Below are 21668 nucleotides of genomic sequence, written 5' to 3' on the forward strand. Positions count from 1 at the left end.
GGGAGAATAATATGGGGTGATGGGGTGGGGATAAGTTTTGGTTTTTTGCGGGTTCGGCGTTTGTGGCAGCAGCCCCCTCATCCGGCCCTGACGGGCCACCTTCTCCCCGAGGGGGAGAAGAATGGTGCGGCGTTTGCTTTGGCACAGCGCCTCTTATTCCTCTCCCCCTCGGGGAGAAGGTGGATCGGCCGCAGGCCGAGACGGGTGAGGGGGGTGGGCGGCAAGGTGCTTGATCTCTAACGCTGTTGCGCGGGAGCACCCCCTCCTAGCTTCGCTAGGCCTTTCGGCCAAGCTGCGCTACCTCCCCCGTCAAGGGGGAGGTGGGTGCCGGTGTTTGCCCTTACTTGCCCAGGGTCGACGGCCAGATCCCGTGCAGGTCGCTGCCCCGGCCTTCGATCTCGAAGCCGTGGGCGCCGAAGAAGTCGCGCTGGCCCTGGATGAGGTTGGCGGTGCCCTGGGCCTGGCGGTAGCTGTCGAAATAGCTCAGCGCGGCGGACAGGCAGATCATCGGGAATTCGCCGATGGCGGCAGCGGCGACGACCTTGCGCAGGCTGGGATGGCTGTCCTTCATGATCGCGACGAAATCGGGGACGACCAGCAGGTTGACCGCTTCGCCCTTTTCATAGGCGCTCGACATCTGGTCGAGGAAGCGCGAGCGGATGATGCAGCCGGCGCGCCAGATTTTTGCGATCGTGGCCAGCGGCAGCGCCCAGCCATTTTCTTCCGAGGCCTTGGCGATGACGGCAAAGCCCTGCGCATAGGAGACGATCTTGCCGGCAAGCAGCGCCTTTTCGAGGTCTTCCAGGGTCACGTCGGTCCTGGCGCGGTCCGGCTTGCCATAGATGCCCTCGGCCGCGACGCGCTCGGCTTTTCGCGAGGAGATCGAGCGGGCCGCGACGGCGCCCTCGATGGCGGTGGCGGGCACGCCCATCTGCTGCGCCACGATGGCGGACCAGACGCCGGTGCCCTTCTGGCCGGCCTTGTCGAGGATGAGATCGACCAGCGGGGCGCCCGTCTGGTCATCGACGGCATCCAGCACATGCCCGGTGATCTCGATGAGGTAGGAATTGAGCGGGCCCTGGTTCCACTTCTTGAACACGGCGGCGCATTCCTTGGCCGACATGCCGAGCCCGTCGCGCATCACGCCATAGACCTCGGCGATCATCTGCATGTCGCCATATTCGATGCCATTGTGGATGGTCTTGACGAAATGGCCCGCCCCGCCCTCGCCGAGATAGGCGCAGCAGCTTTCGCCGCTGAACTTGGCGGCAATGGCCGTCAGCACCGCCTCGGCATTGTGCCATTGCTCCTTGGAGCCGCCGACCATGATGGAGGGGCCGTGGCGGGCGCCCTCTTCGCCGCCGGACACGCCGACGCCGAGATAGCCGATATTCTTGGGCTTGAGATAATCGAAGCGGCGCTGCGTATCGGTGAACAGGGAATTGCCGCATTCGATGATGGCGTCGCCGGGCTCGAGATGGGGCAGCAATTGCTCGATCATGTCGTCCACCGGCTTGCCGGCCTTGACCATGATGATGATGGAGCGCGGCGCCTTCACGCTCTGCACGAAATCGGCGAGGTCGTATTTCGGAATGGTGCGGTCGGACAGGCCCTGCGCCTTGGCCTCGGCGACGAATTCGTCGATGCGGCCGGCCGAGCGGTTATGCACGGCGACGGTATAGCCTTTTTCCGCGATGTTGAGGGCAAGATTGGAACCCATCACCGCCAGGCCGATCAGGCCAATATCCGCTGTCGACATCCGCAAAGTCCTTCCGAAATCGTCGTATCATGCACGCAGCGCATGGCGCGCGGGCGGAAGTGAGCATAAACCAGCCGGAGAAGGAAGGGCGAATTGCGCAAAAGCGGCGCAAAACGCACAACTTGTATGGAAGTTCGGCGCCCCAACCTTGCATGGCGGCACCCGCTCCTCTAACAAGTCCTGACGCGCAAAAAGGGAGCCGGAACATGAGCAAAGCATCGCCTTTCGACCTTTCCGGACGCCGGGCGCTCGTCACCGGATCGAGCCGCGGGCTGGGCCTGGCCATGGCCCGGGCACTGGGCGAAGCCGGCGCCGCGCTGGTGCTGAACGGGCGCGATGGCGAAGCCCTGGGCCGGGCGGCGGCCGATCTCGCCGCCGAGGGCCATGCGGTGCGCGCCGTGGCCTTCGACGTCACCAGCCGCGACAGCGTCAACGAGGCCGTCGCCCATATCGAGGACGAAATCGGCCCCCTCGACATCCTGATCAACAATGCGGGCATGCAGTTCCGCAGCGCGCTCGAAGCCTTTCCGCCCGAAAAGTTCGACCAGGTGATCGCCACCAACCTGACCTCGGTGTTCAACGTGTCCCAGCCGGTGGCGCGGCACATGATTTCGCGCGGGCGCGGCAAGATCATCAATATCTGCTCGCTGCTGGCCGAATTGTCCCGCCCCTCCATCGCCCCCTATGCGGCGACCAAGGCGGCCGTGGCCAACCTGACGCGCGGCATGGCGGTGGATTGGGCCAAGCACGGCCTCAACGTCAACGGCATCGCGCCCGGCTACTTCTCCACCGAGATGAACGAGGCGCTGCTCAAGGACGACAAATTCAACGCCTGGATCGCCGGCCGCACGCCGATGGGCCGCTGGGGCGATCCCGAAGAACTGGGCGGCGCCGCCGTCTTCCTGGCCTCCGATGCCTCCCGCTTTGTCAACGGACACATCCTCTATGTCGACGGCGCCTTCACAGCCACGGTTTGAGCCCGCCCGCATCATCATCGTGATGGGCGTTTCCTCTTCCGGCAAATCCACGATCGGCGCGGCCCTGGGCCGGGCGCTGCATGCGCCGTTCCTCGACGGGGACCAATATCACCCCGAGGCCAATGTGGAGAAAATGCGCGCCGGCATCCCCCTGACCGACGCGGATCGCTGGCCCTGGCTGGACGCGCTGAGCGCGGCGCTCAAGCAAGCCGCCGCCCGCAAGGGCGTGGCGGTCGGCGCCTGTTCGGCGCTGAAAAAGACCTATCGCGATTTCATCACCGAAAAGGCCGGCGAGCCGGTGCTGTTCGTCTATCTCGACGGCAGCCGGGAGGTGATCGGCGAACGCATGGCCCGCCGCAGCCACGAATACATGCCCACCAGCCTGCTCGACAGCCAGTTCGCAACGCTTGAAGTGCCCGACGCAGCGCAGGAACACGTCATGGCCGTGCCAGTGACCGACAGCGTCGACAAGATCGTCCGCACGGTCACCGGCACGCTGGAACATCTGAAGACGTTCAAGCGCTGGCAATAGGGGTTCAGTCGCCCTGCCGCCGGGCCCAGGCCTTCATGGCCGCGACAAGATAATCGGCAAAGCCGGGCTCGATGGCCTCGTAGCGCGCCCGAAAATCGGGATGCCGGTAGATATCGGCCAGATTGGCATAGGCCTCCGGCGTGCAATCCCGCCCCCAGGACCGGCCGACCCAGCGGCGGTGCCGCTCCAGCATCGGATCGAGAGCGGCCGCCTGTGGCGGCAGGCCGCGCCGCAGACCTTCGGCCAGGCCATCCTCGATCGCCTTGAGTTCGGCCATCCAGGCCTGGCGTTCGGCCTCGCTCATGGCCGCCATGTCCTTGCGGCTCCGTTCGATCCGTTCTTCCATGGCCGACCCGTAATGCTCAACCAGCCAGGCCTCGTATTCGGCCTGCTTTTCGGGCGAGACGATGCCCGCATATAATTGGGATTCCTGCATTTTGCGCTCTCCTTTGAGATGGGCGATCGTGCGGTCGATCGTCCTCACCATGCCGGCGAAGCGCTGCGCCTGTTCATCGAGCCGTTCGCGCTGCTTCTGCAGCGCCTCCAGACGGTCGAAACCGGGCGCATCGAGGATGGCGCCGATTTCGGCCAGGGGAATGTTCAGCTCGCGATGGATGAGGATCTGCTGCAAGCGCAGCAATTCATCCTCGCCATAATAGCGGTAGCGGTTCTCGCCGGTGAATGCGGGCTTGAGCAGACCGATCTCGTCATAATGGTGCAAGGTGCGCACCGAGACGCCGGCAAGCCGGGCCAGTTGATTGACAGAATAGGTCTTCATGTTCCCGCATCCTCCGCGAGACCAGCAGATAATCCCTCACGCCACGTCAGGGTCAACGGGCGGCACGCCGGGATTGCGCGACAGGCTGGCATTGGCATAGCGGTCGTCATGGCTGACCTCGCGGCCCACCCAATCCGGCAGCGCGATGGCCTGGCCGGGGCTGTCCAGCTCGATTTCGGCCATGACCAGCCCCTGGTGCAGCCCCTCGAACTCGTCCACTTCCCAAGTCACGCCCTCATGGGGCACCAGGTGGCGGCGCTTTTCCACCACATGCGGCCGCGCCAGGTCCAGCAGGGCCCTGCCCTCGTCGAGCGGCACTTCATATTCGAACTCGGCCCGGCTGATGCCGCTCACCGGCCCCTTGAGCGTGAGAAAGGCCCTGGCATCGTCCACGATGCGGATGCGCACCGTCGCCTTGGCATTTGTGGAGAGATAGCCCTGGCGCAGGATGTGGACCCGGCTGACCGCTGCCCGCCAGGCCGTGCCATCGACCAGGAATTTCCGTTCGATCTCGACGCCCATGGCTCAGAACCCGAAGCTCATCTGGCCGGCCGGCGCCCCGACGCTGACGCCTTCGAGCGCGAGCATCCTGACCTTGGAGACCGCCCCGCCCGGCGCCGAAAACCCGCCCGGCTTGCCATTGCCGGCCAGCACCCGATGGCAGGGAATGATCAGCGGGATGGGATTGGCGCCCATGGCCTGGCCCACGGCGCGCGACAGGCCGACATCGCCCAATTGGCGGGCCAGATCGCCATAGGTGAGGGTTTCGCCCCAGCCCACCAGCAGGAGGAGATCATAGGCCCGGCGGTGAAAATCCGGCACGCCGGCCAGATCCAGCCTGGTGCCGGAAAAATCGACGCGCACGCCCTCGGCATAATCCTCGATGCGACCCATCAACGCCGATATGGCCCGGTCCGGCTCGCCCGGACGGGCGCCGCCGCGATCGAGGCGGTCCCGCATCGCCTCGGCATCCTCCCCCGGCAGGAGCAGGCGCGCCACGCCGCGCTCGGTCCAGCCGATGCCGAACATGCCCAGGGCCGTATCGAAGGTCGCGGTTTCCATGGCGTCGAGCATAGGCCGGTGCATCCGGCGGCGCCAGCGGGGCGTTTGAGCTGCTGACAGGTTCTGTCGCCCGCACCGATCAACCAGAGCGCGCAAAAATCGAAGGGATAAACCATGGCCAGAATTCTCGGATATATCGCCGCCAGCCTGGACGGATTCATCGCCGCTTCCGACGACAGCCTCGACTGGCTGTTCAAATATGATGACATGAATCTGGGCGAGCACGATTACCGCACCTTCATCAAATCCATCCGCACCGTGGTGATGGGCCGGGCCACCTATGACTGGATCGCCGCTGAGGAATCGCCCTGGGCCTATGAGGCGCAACGCACCTTGGTGGTGACGCGGACCCCGATCGACAATCCCAAGGGCAAGCTGGAAACCCGCTCCAATGTGGACGCGCTGATCGAGGAATTGCGGGCCCTGGACGATGGCGATGTCTGGATGCTGGGCGGCGGCCAGTTGCAGATGGCCTTCATGGAGCGCGGTGCGCTGGATGAGATCGAAATCTACGTCATCCCCGAAATTATCGGCGGGGGCACCCCGCTCTTCCCGCCCACCGGCTTCAAGGCCTCGCCCGAGCTGATCTCGGCCAAGGCGCTCGACAAGGGCTGCGTGCGGCTGCATTACCGCTTCACCTAACAAGGCGGCGCGGGACCGGCCATTGGTCAAACCGGCCCTTGTCTGCTACAGGGCCTCATGCCCGGTCCCATGCCCACTTTGCTCGACTATTTTCCGCCCACCGATCCCTACCTCGACGTCATCCATGTCGATGACGACATCCTGGTGGTGAACAAGCAATCCGGCCTGCTGAGCGTGCCGGGCAAGGATCCCAGCCTGTGGGATTGCATCGAATATCGCGCCCGCCAGACCTGGCCCTCGGCGGGCATGTGCCACCGGCTCGACAAGGACACTTCGGGCGTCCTGGTGCTGGCGCTGAACAAGCCGGCCCACGGCTTTATCGGCAGCCAGTTCGAGCATCGCAAGACCACCAAGCATTATGTGGCCCGGGTATCGGGCATCCTGGAACAGGACAGCGGCCTGGTCGACCTGCCCCTGGCGACCGACTGGCTGAACAAGCCGCGCCAGAAGGTCGACTACGAACATGGCCGCCCGGCGCAGACCGAATGGCAGGTGATCGAGCGTGAGCAAGAGGCCACCCGGGTCAGGCTCGTGCCGCTGACCGGGCGGACCCATCAATTGAGAGTTCACATGAAGGCCATCGGCCATGTGATTCTGGGCGATGCCTTTTATGCCGAAGGCGCCGACTTCACAGCGGCGGACAGATTGCAGCTCCACGCGGCGGAACTGGGCTTCACCCACCCGACGACGAAAGAGTTCATGACCTTTTCGGCGCCGGTGCCGTTTTAGTCCAAGGCGGTGATGTGAGAAGCCGGCCCACCCTGCAGCGTCACCACCCGGCTTGTCCGGGTGGTCCATGCGATGTCGAAAATGGATTGCCGGGACAAGCCCGGCAATGACGATGGGGTGGGGTCGGCTCGCGAGAACTGTCCCTACTCTTCCCCGATATACCCAACCTCGATGCGCTGGAAGAGCGCCCCTTCCTTCATACTATCGAGCCAGCGGCGGAAATCGGGCACGTCCTTGAAGCCGGCGCGGCGCGCCTCGGCGTCGGTGACCTCGTCCGGGCTCATATCGGTAATGGCCTTGATGGCCAAAAGGCCCACCTTGGTCTTGAGCGTGCCGCCCGGCTTGACCGTGGGCCGGTTCCAGCGCCGGAAGATGAGGTCCACCTTGCCGGCCTTGATGTCTTCGAGCAGATCGCGCTTGAGCAGCATCAGTCCAGCACCCCTTGAGCCGTGATTTCGATCCTGAGGCCCTTGGCCAGCAATTCCTTGACCACCACGGTGGCGCGGACCGGATAGGGCTGGGCGGTGAAGAATTCGCGATAGACCGCGTTCATGCCCGGGGCATCGGCGGCATCGGTGAGGAAAATCTGGACCATGGCCAGATTGGCCAGCGTCCCGCCGGCCGCCCTGATCGCGATCTCCAGGTTCTGGATGCAGCGGCGCGCCTGCGCCTCGATGCCGCCGGCGACGATGTCGCCGGTCACCGGGTCTTCGGCGATGGCGACCAGCCAGACATGCTTGCCGGCGCGCACCGCGTCATTGATGGGCGCCGAGGACGGCGCGATGCCGGTTTCGATGCGTTCGATCATTAGGCCTCCGGGAAGAATCGTCACGTCGCAATTGTCTTGTCCAAGTCCTTGTGACAAACACGGGCGGCCGGGCCAAGCGGGCGTGGTGGAATTGGTAGACACAAGGGACTTAAAATCCCTCGGCGATAGCCTTGCGGGTTCGATTCCCGCCGCCCGCACCAGCCCGGAAGGCGCGGCCCTGCCGAGGGCCACTTCGTCAGTGATCGGATTCCTCTCCCGAAGATTCAAAGGGATTGCCGGTGCCTGCCGGTCCGTGCCTTTATGGCCGGCAGACAGGGGGGCGATTGGAGATGTCTGTACTTAAAAAACTGCTTGCGGCCACAGCTCTATCGGTGAGCTTCGCCGTTCCGGCCCAGGCCGAAGCGATCGTCTGGATGATGTTCCGGGACGCCAATGGCGCCTACAAGCCGGTCGAGGCGCGATTGCAGCGCCAGGCCATGTCCATGTTCGATTGTCGAGAGGCCCTGGACGCCGGCGCAGCGCAAGTGCTCGCGCGCCAGCTATCCGATCCGCAAAAGCATCCGGATCTCGTGGGCTGGCGGTTTACCTATGCCGAATGCCGTGAACCGCGCATGTAAATCCGCAGCCCGCACCACGCCTCAGGCGGTGTCGAACGGAAACGACGGGTCCCAATAGCTTTCGGACTTTGATGGACGAGGGGATAAGTCGGGCCGGCTCAGTCCGTGCCGCCCGAAATCGGGGCCACATAGGCCACGTCGAGGTCCCAGGGGAAGAAGATCCAGGTGTCCTGGCTGACTTCGGTGATGAAGGTATCGACCATGTCGCGACCCTTGGGCTTGGCGTAGACGGTGGCGAAATGGGCGCCGGGGAGCATGTCGCGCACGACGCGCGCGGTGTTGCCGGTATCGACCAGGTCATCGACGATCAGCACCTTACCGCCGTTCCGGGCCAGCTCCAGCACCGGCTGGCTGATTTCCTTGAGAACCTTGATCCCGCCCTGGTTCTGGTGGTCATAGCTCTTGCAGGCCACGGTTTCGACCGTGCGGATATTGAGCTCGCGCGCCACGATGGCCGCGGGCACCAGGCCCCCGCGGGCAATGGCGACCACCGCGTCGAACGGCCCCATGCCGGCCAGCCGCCATGCCAGGGCGCGGCTATCGCGATGGAACTGATCCCAGGTGACGGGAAAGGACTTCTGGTTCGGGTTGCTCAAGGAACTCTCCTGACGGGACGAGGCCGATCTGTTCTGTGTGGACGCCACGCGCCCGATAAAGAAATTTGCCGTTGCTTAGCAAAAGCCGCAGGCCTGCGCTATTGCACCGCGCGCACACGCCCACAACTCTCTTGCTCCCTATTCCTGGTGCTCGCCGGCGCCCTCCGGCCGGATGGCGATCGACGCCACCCGATGGCGATCGAGCGCGACGACCTCGATGCGGAAGCCATGGAAAGGGAAGCTCTCGCCGGCGCGCGGCAATCTCCTGAACTGATTGAGCACCAGCCCGGCCGCCGTCTGGTAATTGCGCGGACCATCCTCGATGCCCAGCCGGGCCAGCAGTTCCGCCACCGGATAGCCGCCCCCGACATGGAGAACGCCATCGGTTTCGGCAATCTGCTCGGCGGGATCGTCCTCGTCCGCCAGGTCGCCCGCCAGGGCATTGAGCAGGTCGCTCTGGGTGACGATCCCTTCCGTCTGGCCATATTCGTCCACCACCAGCGCGATCCGCACCGGCTCGGCCTTGAAGCGCTCCAGCACGGCGAAAACCGGGGACGTGTCGAGCACATAGAGCGGCTCCTTGAGCGCGCCGCGCACATCGATATCCCCGCCGGCCAGCAATTGCTCCAGGAGATCCTTCTTGGAGACCACGCCCACCGGCTCATCCACCCGCCCCTCGGCCACGACCAATTGGCGGTGGCGGCTCTGCCGCAAGGCGGCGCGGATTTCCGCATCGTCGGCGGTGATGTCGATCCAGTCGATTTCGTGCCGCGGCGTCATGATCGAGGCCACCTTGTGGTTGCCGATATCGAAAACCCGCGCCACGGCCTCGTGCTGGCCGGCCTCGACAATACCGGCGCGATAGCTTTCGGCCACCAGCAGCTTGATCTCCTCGGGCGAATGCACGCCCTCCTCCCCCGATGTCGGCCTGAGGCCAAGGGCGCGCAGCAGCATGTTGCCCATGCCGTTCAACACCGTGATGGCCGGGCGGAACACGATGAGAAACCAGTTCAGCGGCCGCACGATGGCCAGCGCCGTGCCTTCGCTGCGCTGCAGCGCCAGGCTTTTCGGCGCCAGTTCACCCACCACGATATGGAGCATGGTGATCAGCACGAAGGCGATGATCACCGCGGTCACATGGGACGCCATTTCGGCATATTGGCCCATGAGCTGGACCAGCAACGGCTCGATGAGATGGGCCAAGGCCGGCTCGCCCACCCAGCCCAGCGCCAATGATGAGAGGGTAATGCCCAATTGGGTCGCCGCCAGATGGGAATCCAGCGACTCGACCGCCTTTTGCAGCGGCCTGGCATTGGCCGCCCCATCCTGCACCAATTGCGTCACCCGGCTGCGCCGGACGGCAACCAGGGAAAATTCCGCGGCCACGAAAAAACCGTTCGCCAGCACCAGCAGCAAGACCGCGCCGATCCCGACGACATCCCAAACGTTGACAGCCACCTTTTCTTTTCAATCCCATGTTTCCAAAATCCAGGAAATAATGGGCGCGCCGGCTTTTGGCAAAGGCAAAGCCGTCGATGGCTGGGGAAGACTGGCGCGGCTCAATCCTCCGGCGGGGTCACGCCGGCCTTGGCATGGGCCGCATCGACCATGGCCCTGACCTTGGCGGTGGCCTCCTCGAGCCGAGCCTCGTCGGCGGAACGCAGGACCAGTTCGGTCATGACGCGATCGCGGCCCATCTGCGGATAGGAGCCCATCTTGACGTCGGGATATTGCGCCTGGAGTTCGCCCAGCGGGCCGCCCACCGTCCCCTCGCCCACCGCCGCCTTGACCGTGCGCGACAGCACTTTCCGGCCGCCCTGGAGCGTGGGAGCCAGCGCTTCGAGCATGGCCCGCATGATGATGGGCACGCCGGCCATGACATGCACGTTGCCGATGCGGAAGCCCGGCGCGGCGCTGACGGAATTGACGATGAGATCGGCGCCTTCGGGAATGCGGGCCATGCGCAGGCGCGCTTCGTTTACCTCGGTGCCGGTCTGCTGCCAGCGCGCCTCCAGCATGGCGCGGGCCTGGGCATTGATCGGCAGGGCGACGCCGAAGGCCGTGGCGATGGCATCGGCGGTGATGTCATCATGCGTCGGCCCGATCCCGCCCGAGGTGAAGACATAGGTGCAGCGGGCGCGCAGCGCGTTGACCGCCTCCACAATGGCGTCCATCTCGTCAGACACCACGCGCACCTCGATGAGGTCGATGCCCAGATCGGTGCAGAAATCGGCGACCGCGCCGATATTGACGTCCTTGGTGCGGCCGGAGAGGATTTCGTCGCCGATGACGATCATTCCGGCGGTGACGCGATTGTTCTGCTGGGTCATGGTGTCTATCCGAAAGGGGCATCTGTGGATGCCTCCCGGGCAAAGCCGAGTCAAGCCGCGTACGGCCTTCCCATAAGCGGCTTGTGCCCCTATTTTGCGGGCAGGAGTATGTTCATGATCACCTATGTCGACGCATCCAGCAAAACCCGCCGTACGCCCGGCATCATCCCCCTGCATGGCGCAGAAGGTTTTGAAGGCATGCGCCGGGCCGGCGCGCTGACGGCACAGGCCCTCGACATCCTGACCGAATATGTCGAGCCGGGCGTGCCCACGGCCAAGCTCGACCAGATCGCCCACGAATTCGCCCGCGACCATGGCGCGGTGCCGGCGACGATTTTCTACAAGGGCTACCGCCATGCCCTGTGCACCTCGATCAACCATGTGGTGTGCCACGGCATTCCCGACCAGCGGCCGCTGCGCGAGGGCGATATCGTCAATATCGACCTGACCCTGGTGGTGGATGGCTGGCATGGCGATTCGAGCCGGATGTATCCGGTGGGCGAAATTTCACGCAAGGCCGAGCGGCTGATCGAGGTCACCTATGAAGGCCTTGCGGCCGGCATCGCCGCCGCCAGGCCGGGCAATACGACCGGCGATATCGGCGCCGCCATCCAGGCGGTGGCGGAGGGCGAGCGCATGAGCGTGGTGCGCGACTTCGTCGGCCATGGCCTCGGCCGGCTGTTCCATGACGAGCCCAACATCCTGCATTTCGGCACGCCGGGCACTGGCGTCCCGCTCAAGCCGGGCATGATCTTCACCATCGAGCCGATGATCAATCTCGGCCGCCCGCATGTGAAAATCCTCTCGGACGGCTGGACCGCGGTGACGCGCGACCGGACGCTGTCGGCGCAATGCGAACATTCCATCGGCATCACCGAAACGGGCTGCGAAATCTTCACTCTCTCTCCCGCTGACCTGTTCAACCCCATGGCCAGCCGGGCGGCAGCGTGACGAAAAAGCCGGACGATACGGGATCGGGAATGTCCGAAGCGGCCAAGCCGCATTATCTGGGCCATCGCGAACGGGCGCGCGAGCGCTTCAACAACGTGGGCGGAGAGGCGCTGGCCGATTACGAATTGCTGGAACTGGTGCTGCATATCCTGCTGCCCCAGCGCGACACCAAGGCGCTGGCCAAGGAATTGCTGGGCCATTTCGGCTCGTTCTCCGCCGTGCTCGGCGCCGCGCCGGCCCGGCTGGCGGAGGTGAAGGGCCTGGGCCCCACCTCGATCACCAATCTCAAGGTCATCCAGTCGGCGGCGCAACGCTATGGCCGCGACCAGATCAGCCGCGAACAGCCCATCCTGGCCTCATGGTCGCAATTGATCGATTATTGCCGCAGCCAGATGGCCTATGAGACGGTGGAGCAGTTCCGCATCCTGTTCCTCGACAAGAAGAACCGGCTGATCGCCGACGAGGTGCAGCAGGTGGGCACGGTGGACCATACGCCGGTCTATCCCCGCGAAGTCATCCGCCGCTCGCTGGAACTCTCGGCCACCGCCCTGATCCTGGTGCACAACCATCCCTCGGGCGACCCGGCCCCCTCCTCCGCCGATGTCCGCATGACGCGCGAAATTGCCGAGATCGCCAAGCCGCTGGGCATCGTGCTGCACGATCACATCATCGTGGGCAAATCGGGCCACGCCTCGCTGCGCGGGCTAAAGCTCATCTGAGCGTTTGCGGCCCAGCCGGTCGCGGAATTGCTGCAGGGCGCGCAGGCTCTTCTTCACCCCGGGGCTGGCCTTGGCCCATATGCGCACCTGCTGGAAGCCGCGATGGGCCGCGATCACCACGGCACCCAGCGGCGTCAGGCCGATATAATGATGGCGCAGCGGCACCTGCACATTGCACCAATGCCGCTTTTCGTCGGTGAAGCCCGAGCCCATGTCGAAGACGGCAATGCCGTTGTCGAACACGTCCTGCATGACCCGCAGCAGGCATTGCTTGCCGGGCGAGCCGCCCTGCATGCGGCTGCAATCGCTCATCGAGGAGATGAGGCAGAACATGCGATCGCCATGCACGATATTGTAGCGCACCGCGACCACCTCGCCCTCCACCCGCAGCGCGTGCAGGCGCACATCGATGCCCGAGCCGGGCGCCATGGCCGCGTGATAGAAGCCGATCAGATCGTCTTCCACGAAACAATCGCGGATGCCCTGGGCGCGGAAGCGCTCGGAGCGCTGGTGGAACATGGTGTCGATGACGGGCGCAGCAAGGACCGGATCGGTGATTTCCTCGAAAGAGACCGCTCCCAGCGCCGCCAGGCGATCGCCCTGCTGCCGGTCATGCTTGCGGCGGGACCGGCTGCGCTGTTCGCCGTCGCATTGCGCCCAGGACGAGAATTGCGCCCGATAGAGGGTTTCATGCTCCAGCCAGGTTCCCAATTCGTCGAAGAGGCCGGGATGTCCGTCCACCTCGGCGGGAACCGAGCGCAGGAAGAGCAGCTCCGCCCCGCGAAAATCGGCAGTCATGGCGCGCCACAGCTCGGCGCGGCCGGCCGGGCCCAGAGCGGCGAGGCGGGCATGGTCCGCCACCGGCGCATAGCAGCCGGCATTGGTGCCGGGAAACCAGGTGAGCACCCGGATGCCCCAGACGCGCTTGAGATGGAGCGGCAGGATGGCAATGGCGCGGCCATCCAGTTCGGCGAGCACATAGCGCTGCTGGCTTGTCGGAATTTTGCGGTCCCGGACCCAGAGGCGGATGAAATCGTAGCCCAGGCCGGGGGACTGAACGGCGCCGGCGGTCAGGTCGCGCCAGGCGACCTCGACATCCTCGATGCGCCTGGTGACGCGAATGCCGATCCGCTCGCCGAAGCCGGCCGGCTCCATGGCGATGGCGCTCGCCAGATTCCCCACCATTGCGCCAAATGACTGGCTTTCCGCTCGCACCAAACCGCCCCCCAGGCACCCCAGATCGACCGCAGCTTCGGGTGCGCGGGTAAATCAGTCCTGAAAATGCAGCCGCGATCCGCCGATAAAGTGCGGGAAATGGTGCAAAGGTTAATGCGAGCTTCCCGATCAGCCGAAGGTTGCGAGGACCGGGAAGGTCTCCAGGAACCAATAGGAGATGCGGGTGAAATTGCCGGTGAGGAACAGGATCCCGGTGAGAACCAAGAGCCCCCCCATGATCTTCTCGACCATGCCCAGATGCTTCTTGAACCCCTGGAAGAAGGTGAGGAAGGGCCCCACGGCAATGCCGGCCAGGAAGAAGGGAATGCCCAGGCCGAGCGAATAGAGGCCCAGCAGCGAGGCGCCTTCCCAGGCGGTGTCGCGGCTGGCGGCGACGGAGAGGATCGCGGCCAGGACCGGCCCGATACAGGGCGTCCAGCCGATGGCGAAGGCCAGGCCCAGCAGGAACCCGCCCAGAGGCCCGGACGCCATGCCGGGGCCCTGATGGCGAATCTGCCGGTCGAGAATGCCGATGCGATAAAGGCCCAGGAAATGCAGGCCCATGGCGATGATGACGATGCCGGCAATCGGCGTCAGGATCGGCAGGAGCTGGCGGAACACCTGGCCGAAAGCGGTGGCGGTGGCGCCCAGCGCCACGAATACCACGGTGAAGCCCAGGATGAAGAAGATCGAGGTGACGGCGACGCGCAATTGCAGCCGCCCGCCGATACTCGCCGATTCGGCGCGCAATTGGTCATAGCTCGCCCCGCTCATATAGGTGAGATAGGGCGGCACCAGGGGCAGCACGCAGGGGCTGAGAAAGCTCAATACGCCCGCACCGATGACCAGAGGCAGGGAAAATTCCAATTCACGACGCTCCTTGCTCGCGCCCCTGTGTAGCGCCTGTCCCGCACAAAGCAATGAGCCCTTGGGTCGCATCGCGCCGATGTGAGCGCCCGGCCGGCCCCGAGTCCCCGGCCAAGAGAGCTTGCCGCCCCCTGCCCCGCGCGTTACAGCAAATGGGTTTTTTCCCATCGAGGTGCCCATGACACATCGTCCGCTCCGCATTGCGCCATCGATCCTGTCCGCCGATTTCGCGCGGCTCGGCGCCGAGGTTAAGGCCATTGCCGAAGGCGGAGCCGATTACATCCATGTCGATGTGATGGACGGCCATTTCGTGCCCAATATCAGCTTCGGGGCGCCGGTGATGAAGGCGGTGCGTGGGGTGACGGACAAGGTGTTCGACGTGCACCTGATGATCGCGCCGGCCGATCCCTACCTGGCCGATTTCGCCAAGGGCGGGGCCGATATCATCACCGTCCATGCCGAGGCGGGGCCGCATCTGCACCGTTCGCTCCAAGCCATCAGGGCACTGGGCAAGAAGGCGGGCGTGGCGCTCAATCCGGCAACGCCGGTTTCGGCGATCCAGCACGTCATCGAAGATTGCGACCTGGTGCTGGTGATGAGCGTCAATCCCGGCTTCGGTGGGCAGAGCTTCATTCCCGAAAGCCTCAACAAGATCAGGCAGGCCAAGGCGCTGATCGGCGGGCGCGATATCGATCTCGAGGTCGATGGCGGGGTAACCGCCGACAATGCGCGGGCGATCGTCGAGGCCGGGGCCAATGTGCTGGTGGCGGGCTCGGCGATCTATGGCGGCAACGACCCGGCAACCTATGCCGGCCGGATCAAGGCCATCCGCGACGCGGCCAGCCGGCGGGCCTGAGGGGGCTCAAGCCTCCAGCGGCATGGTGAATTGCAGGCCGGCCGATCGGCTCGCCTGCCAGGCCACGCGGAACGGCTCCATCCTGTGGTCGAACAGGATATAGCCGTCGCTGCCGATTTCGGCCTCGTGATCGAGGCGGATGCGCAGGCCGGTCTCGGACATGTCGAGGATGATGGCAAAGGCCCGCTTCAGTCCATCGCTCCAAACGACGATGGCCCTGGTATTGACGGCTTTGCGGGTGGCGGCGCGGCGTTCTCTGAACATGACACCGGTCTGCCTCGAGTCGCCGAACGGGACCCTAACGGATTCGTTAAAATGCGATTGTTCACAGCCCGCCGCGATTGCCGGATAGCGTCTTTGGGCTGGTCCTGATCGGCGTGGCGCTGTAGTGAGTTCGGCGAACGGCCAGGCTGGCTCCGGGCCGCGCGGCCCGTCTGCCCCCGGGGCATCTGAATCAAACTCTGATCTATCAAGGCTAAACCCATGATCCCGCGCTATTCCCGCCCCGAAATGGTTGCCAATTGGTCGGCCGAAAGCCGCTTCGCCATCTGGTTCGAGATCGAGGCGCACGCCACCTCCAAGCTCGCCGAACTCGGCGTCGTGCCCAAGGAGAGCGCCGACAAGATCTGGGACGTGATGAATGCCCGCAAGGCGGAGCTGGGCGATTACGGCTTCGATGTCGCGCGGATCGACGAAATCGAGCGCACCACCAAGCACGACGTCATCGCCTTCCTGACCCATCTTTCGGAAATCGTGGGACCCGATGCGCGCTTCGTGCACCAGGGCATGACCTCCTCCGACATCCTGGACACTACGCTCTCGGTGCAGCTCAGGAATGCCGCCGATATCCTGCTCGCCGATATCGGTGCCCTGCTCGAGGCGCTGAAGCGCCGCGCCTTCGAGCACAGGAACACCATCACCATCGGCCGCAGCCACGGCATCCATGCCGAGCCCACCACGTTCGGGGTGAAGCTGGCGGAAGCCTATGCCGAATTCTCGCGCAACCGGGCCCGCCTGGTAGCGGCGCGCGCCGAAATCGCCACCGCCGCCATTTCCGGCGCCATCGGCACCTTCGCCAATATCGACCCTTCCGTGGAAGAGTATGTGGCCGAAAAGCTCGGCCTTTCCATCGAGCCGGTCTCCACCCAGGTGATCCCGCGCGACCGGCATGCCATGTTCTTCGCCACCCTGGGCGTGATCGCCTCTTCCATCGAGCGGGTGGCAACCGAAATCCGCCATTTGCAGCGCACCGAGGTGCTGGAGGCAGAGGAATATTTCTCGCCCGGCCAGAAGGGCTCCTCGGCCATGCCGCACAAGCGCAACCCGGTGCTGACCGAAAACCTGACCGGGCTGTCCCGCCTCGTGCGCGGCATGGTCACTCCTGCCCTGGAAAACGTGGCGCTCTGGCACGAGCGCGATATTTCCCATTCCTCGGTCGAGCGCATGATCGGGCCGGACGCCACGATCACGCTGGATTTCGCGCTGGCGCGGCTGACCGGGGTGATCGACAAGCTGGTCGTCTATCCGGAAAACATGCGGAAAAATCTCGATCTCTTGGGCGGGCTGCACAATTCCCAGCGCGTGCTGCTGGCGCTGACCCAGGCCGGCTATAGCCGCGAGGATTCCTACGCGGCGGTGCAGCGCAATGCCATGAAGGTCTGGGAACATCGCGGCGACCGCGCCGGGCTGTTCGCGCAGAACCTCAAGGATGACCCGCAAGTGACTCTGAGCGACGAACAAATCGACGCCATGTTCGACGACGGTTATCACCTCAAGCATGTCGACACGATCTTCGCGCGGGTCTTCGGCGCATGAGAATTGCCGATTGCGACATCCTGATCCTGCCGGGCCTGGGTAATTCCGGGCCGGGCCATTGGCAGGTCCGCTGGGCGGAAAAGATGCGGACATCGGCCATCGTCGAGCAGGCCGATTGGGATGAGCCGGAACTGGACGACTGGGTGGATACGATCGATCAGGCGACGCGGCTGACCACCCGCCCGGTCGTGCTCATCGGCCATTCCCTGTCCTGCATCGCCATTGCCCATGCCGCTTCGCGCCTGCCCGAGAATGTGCGGGGCGCCTTTCTCGTGGCGCCCACCGATGCCGAGTTGAGCCCGGCCGTGCCGCCGGAAGTGGAGCCGTTCCGCCCGGTGCCGCGCGATCCCTTCCCCTTCCCGTCCATGGTGGTGGCGTCGACCAATGACATCTATTGCAGCGTCGATCGCGCCGTCGAATTCGCCACCTGCTGGGGCTCGGACTTTCACATGGCGGGCGAGGCCGGCCATATCAACGTGGATTCCGGCCACGGCCCCTGGCCGGAAGGGCTGCTGATGTTCACGCGGCTGATGCAGCGGCTGTGACCGGCGATTACGACATCCGGCCCGAAACGCCCTCCGCCGAGGATTACCAGCGCCTGCGCGTGGCGGCCGGGCTCAGCCCCAAGACGGCGGAACAGGCGGCCAAGGGCCTGCCCAATACCTGGTTCGGCGTCATTGTGCGGCATGGCGGCCGCGCCGTGGGCATGGGGCGGATCATCGGCGACGGCGGCACGGCATTCCAGATCGTCGATATCGCCCTGGAGCCGGCCCATCACGGCAAGGGCCTGGGCAAGGCGATCATGGCGGCGCTGATGCAGCACCTAGCCACGCACGCCCCCGCAGGCGCCTATGTCAGCCTGATCGCCGACGGCGATGCGCGCCATCTTTACGCGAAATACGGATTCGAGCCGGTCATGCCGGCCTCGATCGGCATGGCCATGCTGGTGCCGGCCCGCGCCTAGGCCGAACGAGTGCAAAGAAAAGAGGCGCCCGCCGACCGGCGAACGCCCCCTAAACTTGCAGCTAAAAATGATCAGCCTTCCGCAGCGACCTGCTCATTGGCCACGATCACCAATTGATCCATCTTGGACCGGATTGCCGCGTCATCGACCGCAACGCCCTTGGCCTTGAGGTCGGCCGAAACCTTTTCGAACACATCGCTGTCGCCCGGAGTGGCGAAATCGGCGGCCACCACTTCGGCGGCATAGGCATTGGCCGCGTCGCCCGACAGGCCCAGGAGCTCGGCAACCCACAGGCCCAGCAGCTTGTTGCGGCGCGCCTCGGCCTTGAACTTCTTTTCGGCGTCGAAAGCGAACTTGGCTTCCTGGCCCTTCTGCCGATCTTCAAACTGGTTCATGATCTCTCCCAAATGGCTCTGTCTTGCCGCCTAACCGGCTTCGCTCTTGGACATAGGGGGTCTTTGCCCGCAAATCAACGCCGCGCCCAAGGCTGCGACGCCGTGCCCCGCGCATCGCGCTCCACAGGAAAGGCCTTGCTTTCTTGCCCCGTTCTGGCGCATGAAGCGGCCCAATCCACCCACCTCTCAATGGCAACGGATTCGAGATGAACCGTCGACGCAAAATCTATGAGGGCAAGGCCAAGATCCTGTTCGAGGGTCCCGAGCCGGGCACTTTGGTTCAGTATTTCAAGGACGACGCCACCGCCGGCAACGGCGCCCGCCACGAAGTGATCGACGGCAAAGGCGTGCTGAACAACCGGATTTCCGAGTTCGTCTTCTCCAAGCTCAACGATCTGGGCATCCCGACCCATTTCCTGCGCCGCATCAACATGCGCGAGCAGCTGATCAAGGAAGTCGAGATCATCCCGCTCGAGATCATCGTGCGCAATTACGCCGCCGGCTCGCTGGCCAAGCGGTTGGGGCTGGAGCCGGGCACCCGCCTGCCCCGCTCGATCATCGAATTCTGCTACAAGGACGATGCGCTCGGCGACCCGATGGTCTCCGAAGAGCACATCACCGCCTTCGGCTGGGCCAACCCGGCCGAGCTCGACGACATCATGAGCCTGGCCGTCCGCATCAACGATTTCCTCACCGGCCTGTTCATGGGCGTCGGCATCCAGCTCGTCGATTTCAAGATCGAAGTCGGCCGCCTCTATGAGGGCGACCTGATGCGCATCGTGCTGGCCGACGAAATCAGCCCGGACAATTGCCGCCTCTGGGACATCAAGACCCGCAACAAGCTCGACAAGGACCGCTTCCGCGAAAATCTCGGCGGCCTGGTGGAAAGCTATCGCGAGGTGGCCCAGCGCCTCGGCATCCTGGTGGAAAACGACAATGCGCTGACCACCGGTCCGCGTCTCGTCCAGTAGTTTCGGAAACAGATCTGATGAAAGCGCGCGTCATCGTCACGCTCAAGAACGGCGTTCTCGACCCCCAGGGCCAGGCCATCGAAGGCTCTCTGGCCAGCCTTTCCTTCGGCGGTGTCAGCAATGTGCGCCAGGGCAAGGTTTTCGACTTCGAGATCGAAGGAACCGACGAGCAGGCCGCGCGTTCCCAGATCAAAGCGATGTGCGAAAAGCTCCTCGCCAATACTGTGATCGAAAACTTCGCGATCGAAATTTCACATTAACGCCTTTACGGCAAAATCCTAACTCGTGCCCCGTTCGGCGCAGGACCATATAGCCATGCGTAAGTCCCAGATTGCTCTTTCCGTAATGTTTTTTGCCTCTCTTGGCCTGCTGTTCGCGGCCTATGCTTCGGTACCGGTGTAAGGCTTTAGCCAATTCCTTACCAAGCTGGCGTTTTACAGCATTTGCAGGCCCGGGCTTAATCCCGCGGTGACGCTGCCAGGCCTATGCTGCTCCTCATCACAAGGGGGAGCGCAGGCCGATGGAAAACGCCAGGACAAGGCTCGATTGGGTGGACATGGCCAAGGGCCTCTCCATCTTTCTCGTCGTCATCATGTATTGCGCCTCCAGCGTGGGCGAGGATACCGGCCAGACCGGTTTCCTGCACTGGACCATCGCCTTCGCCATGCCCTTCCGCATGCCGGAATTCTTCCTGCTCTCCGGCCTGTTCCTGAGCCAGGTCATCACCCGGCCCTGGCGCGCCTATGCCGATAGGCGCGTGGTGCACTATTTCTATTTCTACGCGCTCTGGGCCATCATACACATCGTCTTCAAGGAAGCGCTGGTGGGCCGCGACCCGCTGGGCGCCGCCGGCTCGCTGGCCTGGGCGATCATCTCGCCCTACGGCGTGCTCTGGTTCATCTACATGCTCGGCGTCATGGGGCTGGTGGCCAAGTTCCTGTTCGACACCAGGGCGCCGCATTGGGCCGTTCTGGCCGTGGCCGCCATCCTGCAGATGGCCAATATCCATACCGGCAGCTATCTCATCGACCAGTTCGCCGCCTATTTCGTCTATTTCTATGCCGGCTATGCCCTGGCGCCGCATATCTTCAAGCTGGCCGACTGGGCCATGGACCATGTCGCGCTGGCGCTGGGCGCGCTCGCGGCCTGGGCCGTGATCAATGCCGTCATGGTGTTTTCGCCGGGCTTCGTCATGGACCCGGTGCATATCCACATGGGCTGGGGCGCCCTGCCCGGCCTGCATCTCATCCTGGCCCTGGCCGGCTCCATGGCGGTGGTCATGTCGGCGGCCCTGCTGGTGCGCCTGCCCTGGATGAACTGGCTGCGCTGGATGGGCAGCAAGTCGCTGGTGATCTACGTGGCCTTCGTGCTGCCCATGGGCATTGCCCGCATCGCCCTTTTGCGCTTCGGCATCGAGGAACCCAACCTGGTGAGCCTCGTCACCATGATCGCCGCCATCGGCGCGCCGCTCCTGCTCTGGTGGCTGGTGCAGAAGCTCGGTTTCGGCAAATTCCTGTTCGAGCGGCCGGCCTGGGCCCACCTGCCCGGAACCGCGCGCGGCACCAAGCCCGCCGGAATCCCAGCCGAGTAAAGCAGCGGACCGGAAAATGTAGCTACGGCTGTCGGAACCCGGGCGCTCTCACCCGACTAGTCGTCATTGCCGGGCTTGTCCCGGCAATCCATCGCGCGGCGAGCATGGACTACCGGGACAGGCCCGGTGGTGACGATGGTGGGGCAGCCATTGCAACCCTGGAGTGAGATGAGCTGAACGCGAAAAAGCCGGCACCGGGGCCGGCTTTTTTATCAGTAGATGTCGATCAATTCGGCGTGCGGAAGATGTTCGGCACAATGGGGCGGATGCGGAGCGGCGGCCGCGCATCCTGGCGCTTCATGTCCGACACCAGATGCGCCCGGCCTTCCGAGCCCCGGACGGTTACCGGTTTTTGCGACGACGTCGATTGCTGCTGCATTGGCTTGCTCCCTGAAACTTGCACCAAGGCCGAACGCCGCATTCCCGCCATGGTTCCGCCTTTTGCAGCGATTGCCGCTCGGCGCCGCGCAATTTGCCGGCATCGGCCGGCCCAGCCCCTTGCCTTTTTCATCAAGACTCACCACAAGGACCCC

28 protein-coding genes and 1 tRNA gene are annotated in these 21668 nt (G+C 64.4%); 15 read left to right on the forward strand and 14 right to left on the reverse strand.

What is annotated here, in order from left to right; genetic code table 11:
- Positions 1-340: 340 nt before the first annotated feature.
- The gene (gene gndA / locus A3840_RS04885; protein ID WP_067452780.1) at positions 341-1759 is read right to left on the reverse strand and encodes an NADP-dependent phosphogluconate dehydrogenase; all 1419 of its coding nucleotides are present in this window, start codon (positions 1757-1759) and stop codon (positions 341-343) included.
- Between the two features lie 206 nt (positions 1760-1965).
- Between gndA and A3840_RS04890 the strand changes: the two genes are divergently transcribed.
- Positions 1966-2736 (forward strand): glucose 1-dehydrogenase, encoded by a 771-nt coding sequence (locus A3840_RS04890; RefSeq protein ID WP_067452783.1) that lies wholly within the window; start codon positions 1966-1968, stop codon positions 2734-2736.
- Positions 2705-3268 (forward strand): gluconokinase, encoded by a 564-nt coding sequence (locus A3840_RS04895; RefSeq protein ID WP_067452786.1) that lies wholly within the window; start codon positions 2705-2707, stop codon positions 3266-3268. The genes A3840_RS04890 and A3840_RS04895 overlap by 32 nt, the downstream gene beginning before the upstream one ends.
- Positions 3269-3272: 4 nt before the next feature.
- Here A3840_RS04895 and A3840_RS04900 read toward each other — a convergent pair whose 3' ends face one another.
- Genes A3840_RS04900 through A3840_RS04910 form a run of 3 tightly spaced genes read right to left on the reverse strand, consistent with a single transcriptional unit; the run spans position 3273 to position 5120 of the window.
- Positions 3273-4046: a MerR family transcriptional regulator gene (locus A3840_RS04900; RefSeq protein ID WP_067452789.1), complete on the reverse strand. Its 774-nt coding sequence runs from the start codon at positions 4044-4046 to the stop codon at positions 3273-3275.
- A gap of 36 nt (positions 4047-4082) precedes the next feature.
- Positions 4083-4568, reverse strand: a complete 486-nt coding sequence (locus A3840_RS04905) for a CYTH domain-containing protein (protein WP_067452792.1) — start codon at positions 4566-4568, stop codon at positions 4083-4085.
- Positions 4569-4571: 3 nt separating this feature from the next.
- On the reverse strand, positions 4572-5120 hold the full coding sequence (locus A3840_RS04910) for a methylated-DNA--[protein]-cysteine S-methyltransferase (protein ID WP_067452795.1): 549 nt from the start codon (positions 5118-5120) through the stop codon (positions 4572-4574).
- A gap of 102 nt (positions 5121-5222) precedes the next feature.
- On the opposite strand from A3840_RS04910, the gene A3840_RS04915 reads away from it, so the two are divergent.
- Both A3840_RS04915 and A3840_RS04920 read left to right on the forward strand, forming a co-directional pair.
- Entirely contained in the window at positions 5223-5750 is a 528-nt protein-coding gene (locus A3840_RS04915; protein ID WP_067452798.1) for a dihydrofolate reductase family protein, read from the forward strand.
- A gap of 57 nt (positions 5751-5807) precedes the next feature.
- A complete protein-coding gene (locus tag A3840_RS04920) occupies positions 5808-6479 on the forward strand; it encodes an RluA family pseudouridine synthase (protein ID WP_082903663.1) in 672 nt (223 codons plus the stop codon).
- A 143-nt stretch (positions 6480-6622) separates the two neighbouring features.
- On the opposite strand, the gene A3840_RS04925 is transcribed toward A3840_RS04920, so the two are convergent.
- Both A3840_RS04925 and A3840_RS04930 read right to left on the reverse strand, forming a co-directional pair.
- Positions 6623-6907 (reverse strand): ASCH domain-containing protein, encoded by a 285-nt coding sequence (locus tag A3840_RS04925; protein ID WP_067452804.1) that lies wholly within the window; start codon positions 6905-6907, stop codon positions 6623-6625.
- A complete protein-coding gene (locus A3840_RS04930; protein WP_067452808.1) occupies positions 6907-7287 on the reverse strand; it encodes a RidA family protein in 381 nt (126 codons plus the stop codon). Before A3840_RS04930 ends, A3840_RS04925 begins: the two co-directional genes overlap by 1 nt.
- A 76-nt stretch (positions 7288-7363) precedes the next feature.
- Here A3840_RS04930 and A3840_RS04935 point away from each other — a divergent pair.
- Positions 7364-7448 (forward strand) — tRNA-Leu (locus A3840_RS04935).
- Between the two features lie 129 nt (positions 7449-7577).
- The gene (locus tag A3840_RS04940) at positions 7578-7865 is read left to right on the forward strand and encodes a hypothetical protein (protein ID WP_131798252.1); all 288 of its coding nucleotides are present in this window, start codon (positions 7578-7580) and stop codon (positions 7863-7865) included.
- 98 nt (positions 7866-7963) lie between these two features.
- On the opposite strand, the gene gpt is transcribed toward A3840_RS04940, so the two are convergent.
- From gpt to A3840_RS04955, 3 genes are all read right to left on the reverse strand, one after another.
- The gene (gene gpt, locus A3840_RS04945; RefSeq protein ID WP_067452814.1) at positions 7964-8461 is read right to left on the reverse strand and encodes a xanthine phosphoribosyltransferase; all 498 of its coding nucleotides are present in this window, start codon (positions 8459-8461) and stop codon (positions 7964-7966) included.
- Positions 8462-8599: 138 nt separating this feature from the next.
- Positions 8600-9919, reverse strand: a complete 1320-nt coding sequence (locus A3840_RS04950) for a hemolysin family protein (RefSeq protein ID WP_067452817.1) — start codon at positions 9917-9919, stop codon at positions 8600-8602.
- A 101-nt stretch (positions 9920-10020) separates the two neighbouring features.
- Positions 10021-10791, reverse strand: coding sequence for a competence/damage-inducible protein A (locus A3840_RS04955; RefSeq protein ID WP_067452820.1), 771 nt, complete (start codon positions 10789-10791; stop codon positions 10021-10023).
- A 117-nt stretch (positions 10792-10908) separates the two neighbouring features.
- Here A3840_RS04955 and map point away from each other — a divergent pair, with 117 nt between their 5' ends.
- Together map and radC are read left to right on the forward strand one after the other, a co-directional pair.
- Entirely contained in the window at positions 10909-11742 is an 834-nt protein-coding gene (map, locus tag A3840_RS04960; RefSeq protein ID WP_067453044.1) for a type I methionyl aminopeptidase, read from the forward strand.
- A gap of 29 nt (positions 11743-11771) precedes the next feature.
- Positions 11772-12461 carry a RadC family protein gene (gene radC, locus A3840_RS04965; protein WP_067452823.1) on the forward strand — a complete coding sequence of 230 codons (690 nt, stop codon included), beginning with the start codon at positions 11772-11774 and terminating at the stop codon, positions 12459-12461.
- On the opposite strand, the gene A3840_RS04970 is transcribed toward radC, so the two are convergent.
- Together A3840_RS04970 and A3840_RS04975 are read right to left on the reverse strand one after the other, a co-directional pair.
- Positions 12447-13646: a GNAT family N-acetyltransferase gene (locus A3840_RS04970; protein WP_067452826.1), complete on the reverse strand. Its 1200-nt coding sequence runs from the start codon at positions 13644-13646 to the stop codon at positions 12447-12449. The two genes, radC and A3840_RS04970, sit on opposite strands and share 15 nt — an antisense overlap.
- Positions 13647-13805: 159 nt before the next feature.
- Complete coding sequence (locus A3840_RS04975) at positions 13806-14543, reverse strand: cytochrome c biogenesis CcdA family protein (RefSeq protein WP_067452829.1); 738 nt, start codon at positions 14541-14543, stop codon at positions 13806-13808.
- A gap of 178 nt (positions 14544-14721) precedes the next feature.
- Between A3840_RS04975 and rpe the strand changes: the two genes are divergently transcribed.
- Complete coding sequence (gene rpe / locus A3840_RS04980; protein ID WP_067452832.1) at positions 14722-15399, forward strand: ribulose-phosphate 3-epimerase; 678 nt, start codon at positions 14722-14724, stop codon at positions 15397-15399.
- Positions 15400-15405: 6 nt separating this feature from the next.
- On the opposite strand, the gene A3840_RS04985 is transcribed toward rpe, so the two are convergent.
- Positions 15406-15663, reverse strand: a complete 258-nt coding sequence (locus A3840_RS04985; protein ID WP_067452835.1) for a PilZ domain-containing protein — start codon at positions 15661-15663, stop codon at positions 15406-15408.
- Positions 15664-15882: 219 nt separating this feature from the next.
- Between A3840_RS04985 and purB the strand changes: the two genes are divergently transcribed.
- The 3 genes from purB to A3840_RS05000 are packed head-to-tail and all read left to right on the forward strand — an operon-like array spanning position 15883 to position 18178.
- The gene (gene purB / locus A3840_RS04990; protein ID WP_067452838.1) at positions 15883-17214 is read left to right on the forward strand and encodes an adenylosuccinate lyase; all 1332 of its coding nucleotides are present in this window, start codon (positions 15883-15885) and stop codon (positions 17212-17214) included.
- A complete protein-coding gene (locus A3840_RS04995) occupies positions 17211-17759 on the forward strand; it encodes an RBBP9/YdeN family alpha/beta hydrolase (protein ID WP_067452839.1) in 549 nt (182 codons plus the stop codon). The genes purB and A3840_RS04995 overlap by 4 nt, the downstream gene beginning before the upstream one ends.
- The gene (locus A3840_RS05000) at positions 17756-18178 is read left to right on the forward strand and encodes a GNAT family N-acetyltransferase (protein WP_067452842.1); all 423 of its coding nucleotides are present in this window, start codon (positions 17756-17758) and stop codon (positions 18176-18178) included. Before A3840_RS04995 ends, A3840_RS05000 begins: the two co-directional genes overlap by 4 nt.
- A gap of 71 nt (positions 18179-18249) precedes the next feature.
- On the opposite strand, the gene A3840_RS05005 is transcribed toward A3840_RS05000, so the two are convergent.
- Positions 18250-18573, reverse strand: coding sequence for a DUF1476 domain-containing protein (locus A3840_RS05005; RefSeq protein WP_067452845.1), 324 nt, complete (start codon positions 18571-18573; stop codon positions 18250-18252).
- Positions 18574-18779: 206 nt separating this feature from the next.
- Here A3840_RS05005 and purC point away from each other — a divergent pair, with 206 nt between their 5' ends.
- From purC to A3840_RS05020, 3 genes are all read left to right on the forward strand, one after another.
- Positions 18780-19544, forward strand: coding sequence for a phosphoribosylaminoimidazolesuccinocarboxamide synthase (gene purC / locus A3840_RS05010; RefSeq protein WP_067452848.1), 765 nt, complete (start codon positions 18780-18782; stop codon positions 19542-19544).
- A 14-nt stretch (positions 19545-19558) separates the two neighbouring features.
- Positions 19559-19804: a phosphoribosylformylglycinamidine synthase subunit PurS gene (gene purS, locus A3840_RS05015; RefSeq protein ID WP_067453047.1), complete on the forward strand. Its 246-nt coding sequence runs from the start codon at positions 19559-19561 to the stop codon at positions 19802-19804.
- 260 nt (positions 19805-20064) lie between these two features.
- A complete protein-coding gene (locus A3840_RS05020; RefSeq protein WP_067452851.1) occupies positions 20065-21135 on the forward strand; it encodes an acyltransferase family protein in 1071 nt (356 codons plus the stop codon).
- Positions 21136-21361: 226 nt separating this feature from the next.
- Here A3840_RS05020 and A3840_RS19610 read toward each other — a convergent pair whose 3' ends face one another.
- Positions 21362-21514 (reverse strand): hypothetical protein, encoded by a 153-nt coding sequence (locus A3840_RS19610; RefSeq protein WP_165603123.1) that lies wholly within the window; start codon positions 21512-21514, stop codon positions 21362-21364.
- Between the last annotated feature and the right edge of the window lie 154 nt (positions 21515-21668).

The organism is Devosia elaeis, from assembly GCF_001650025.1.
GTDB classification, from domain to species: domain Bacteria; phylum Pseudomonadota; class Alphaproteobacteria; order Rhizobiales; family Devosiaceae; genus Devosia; species Devosia elaeis.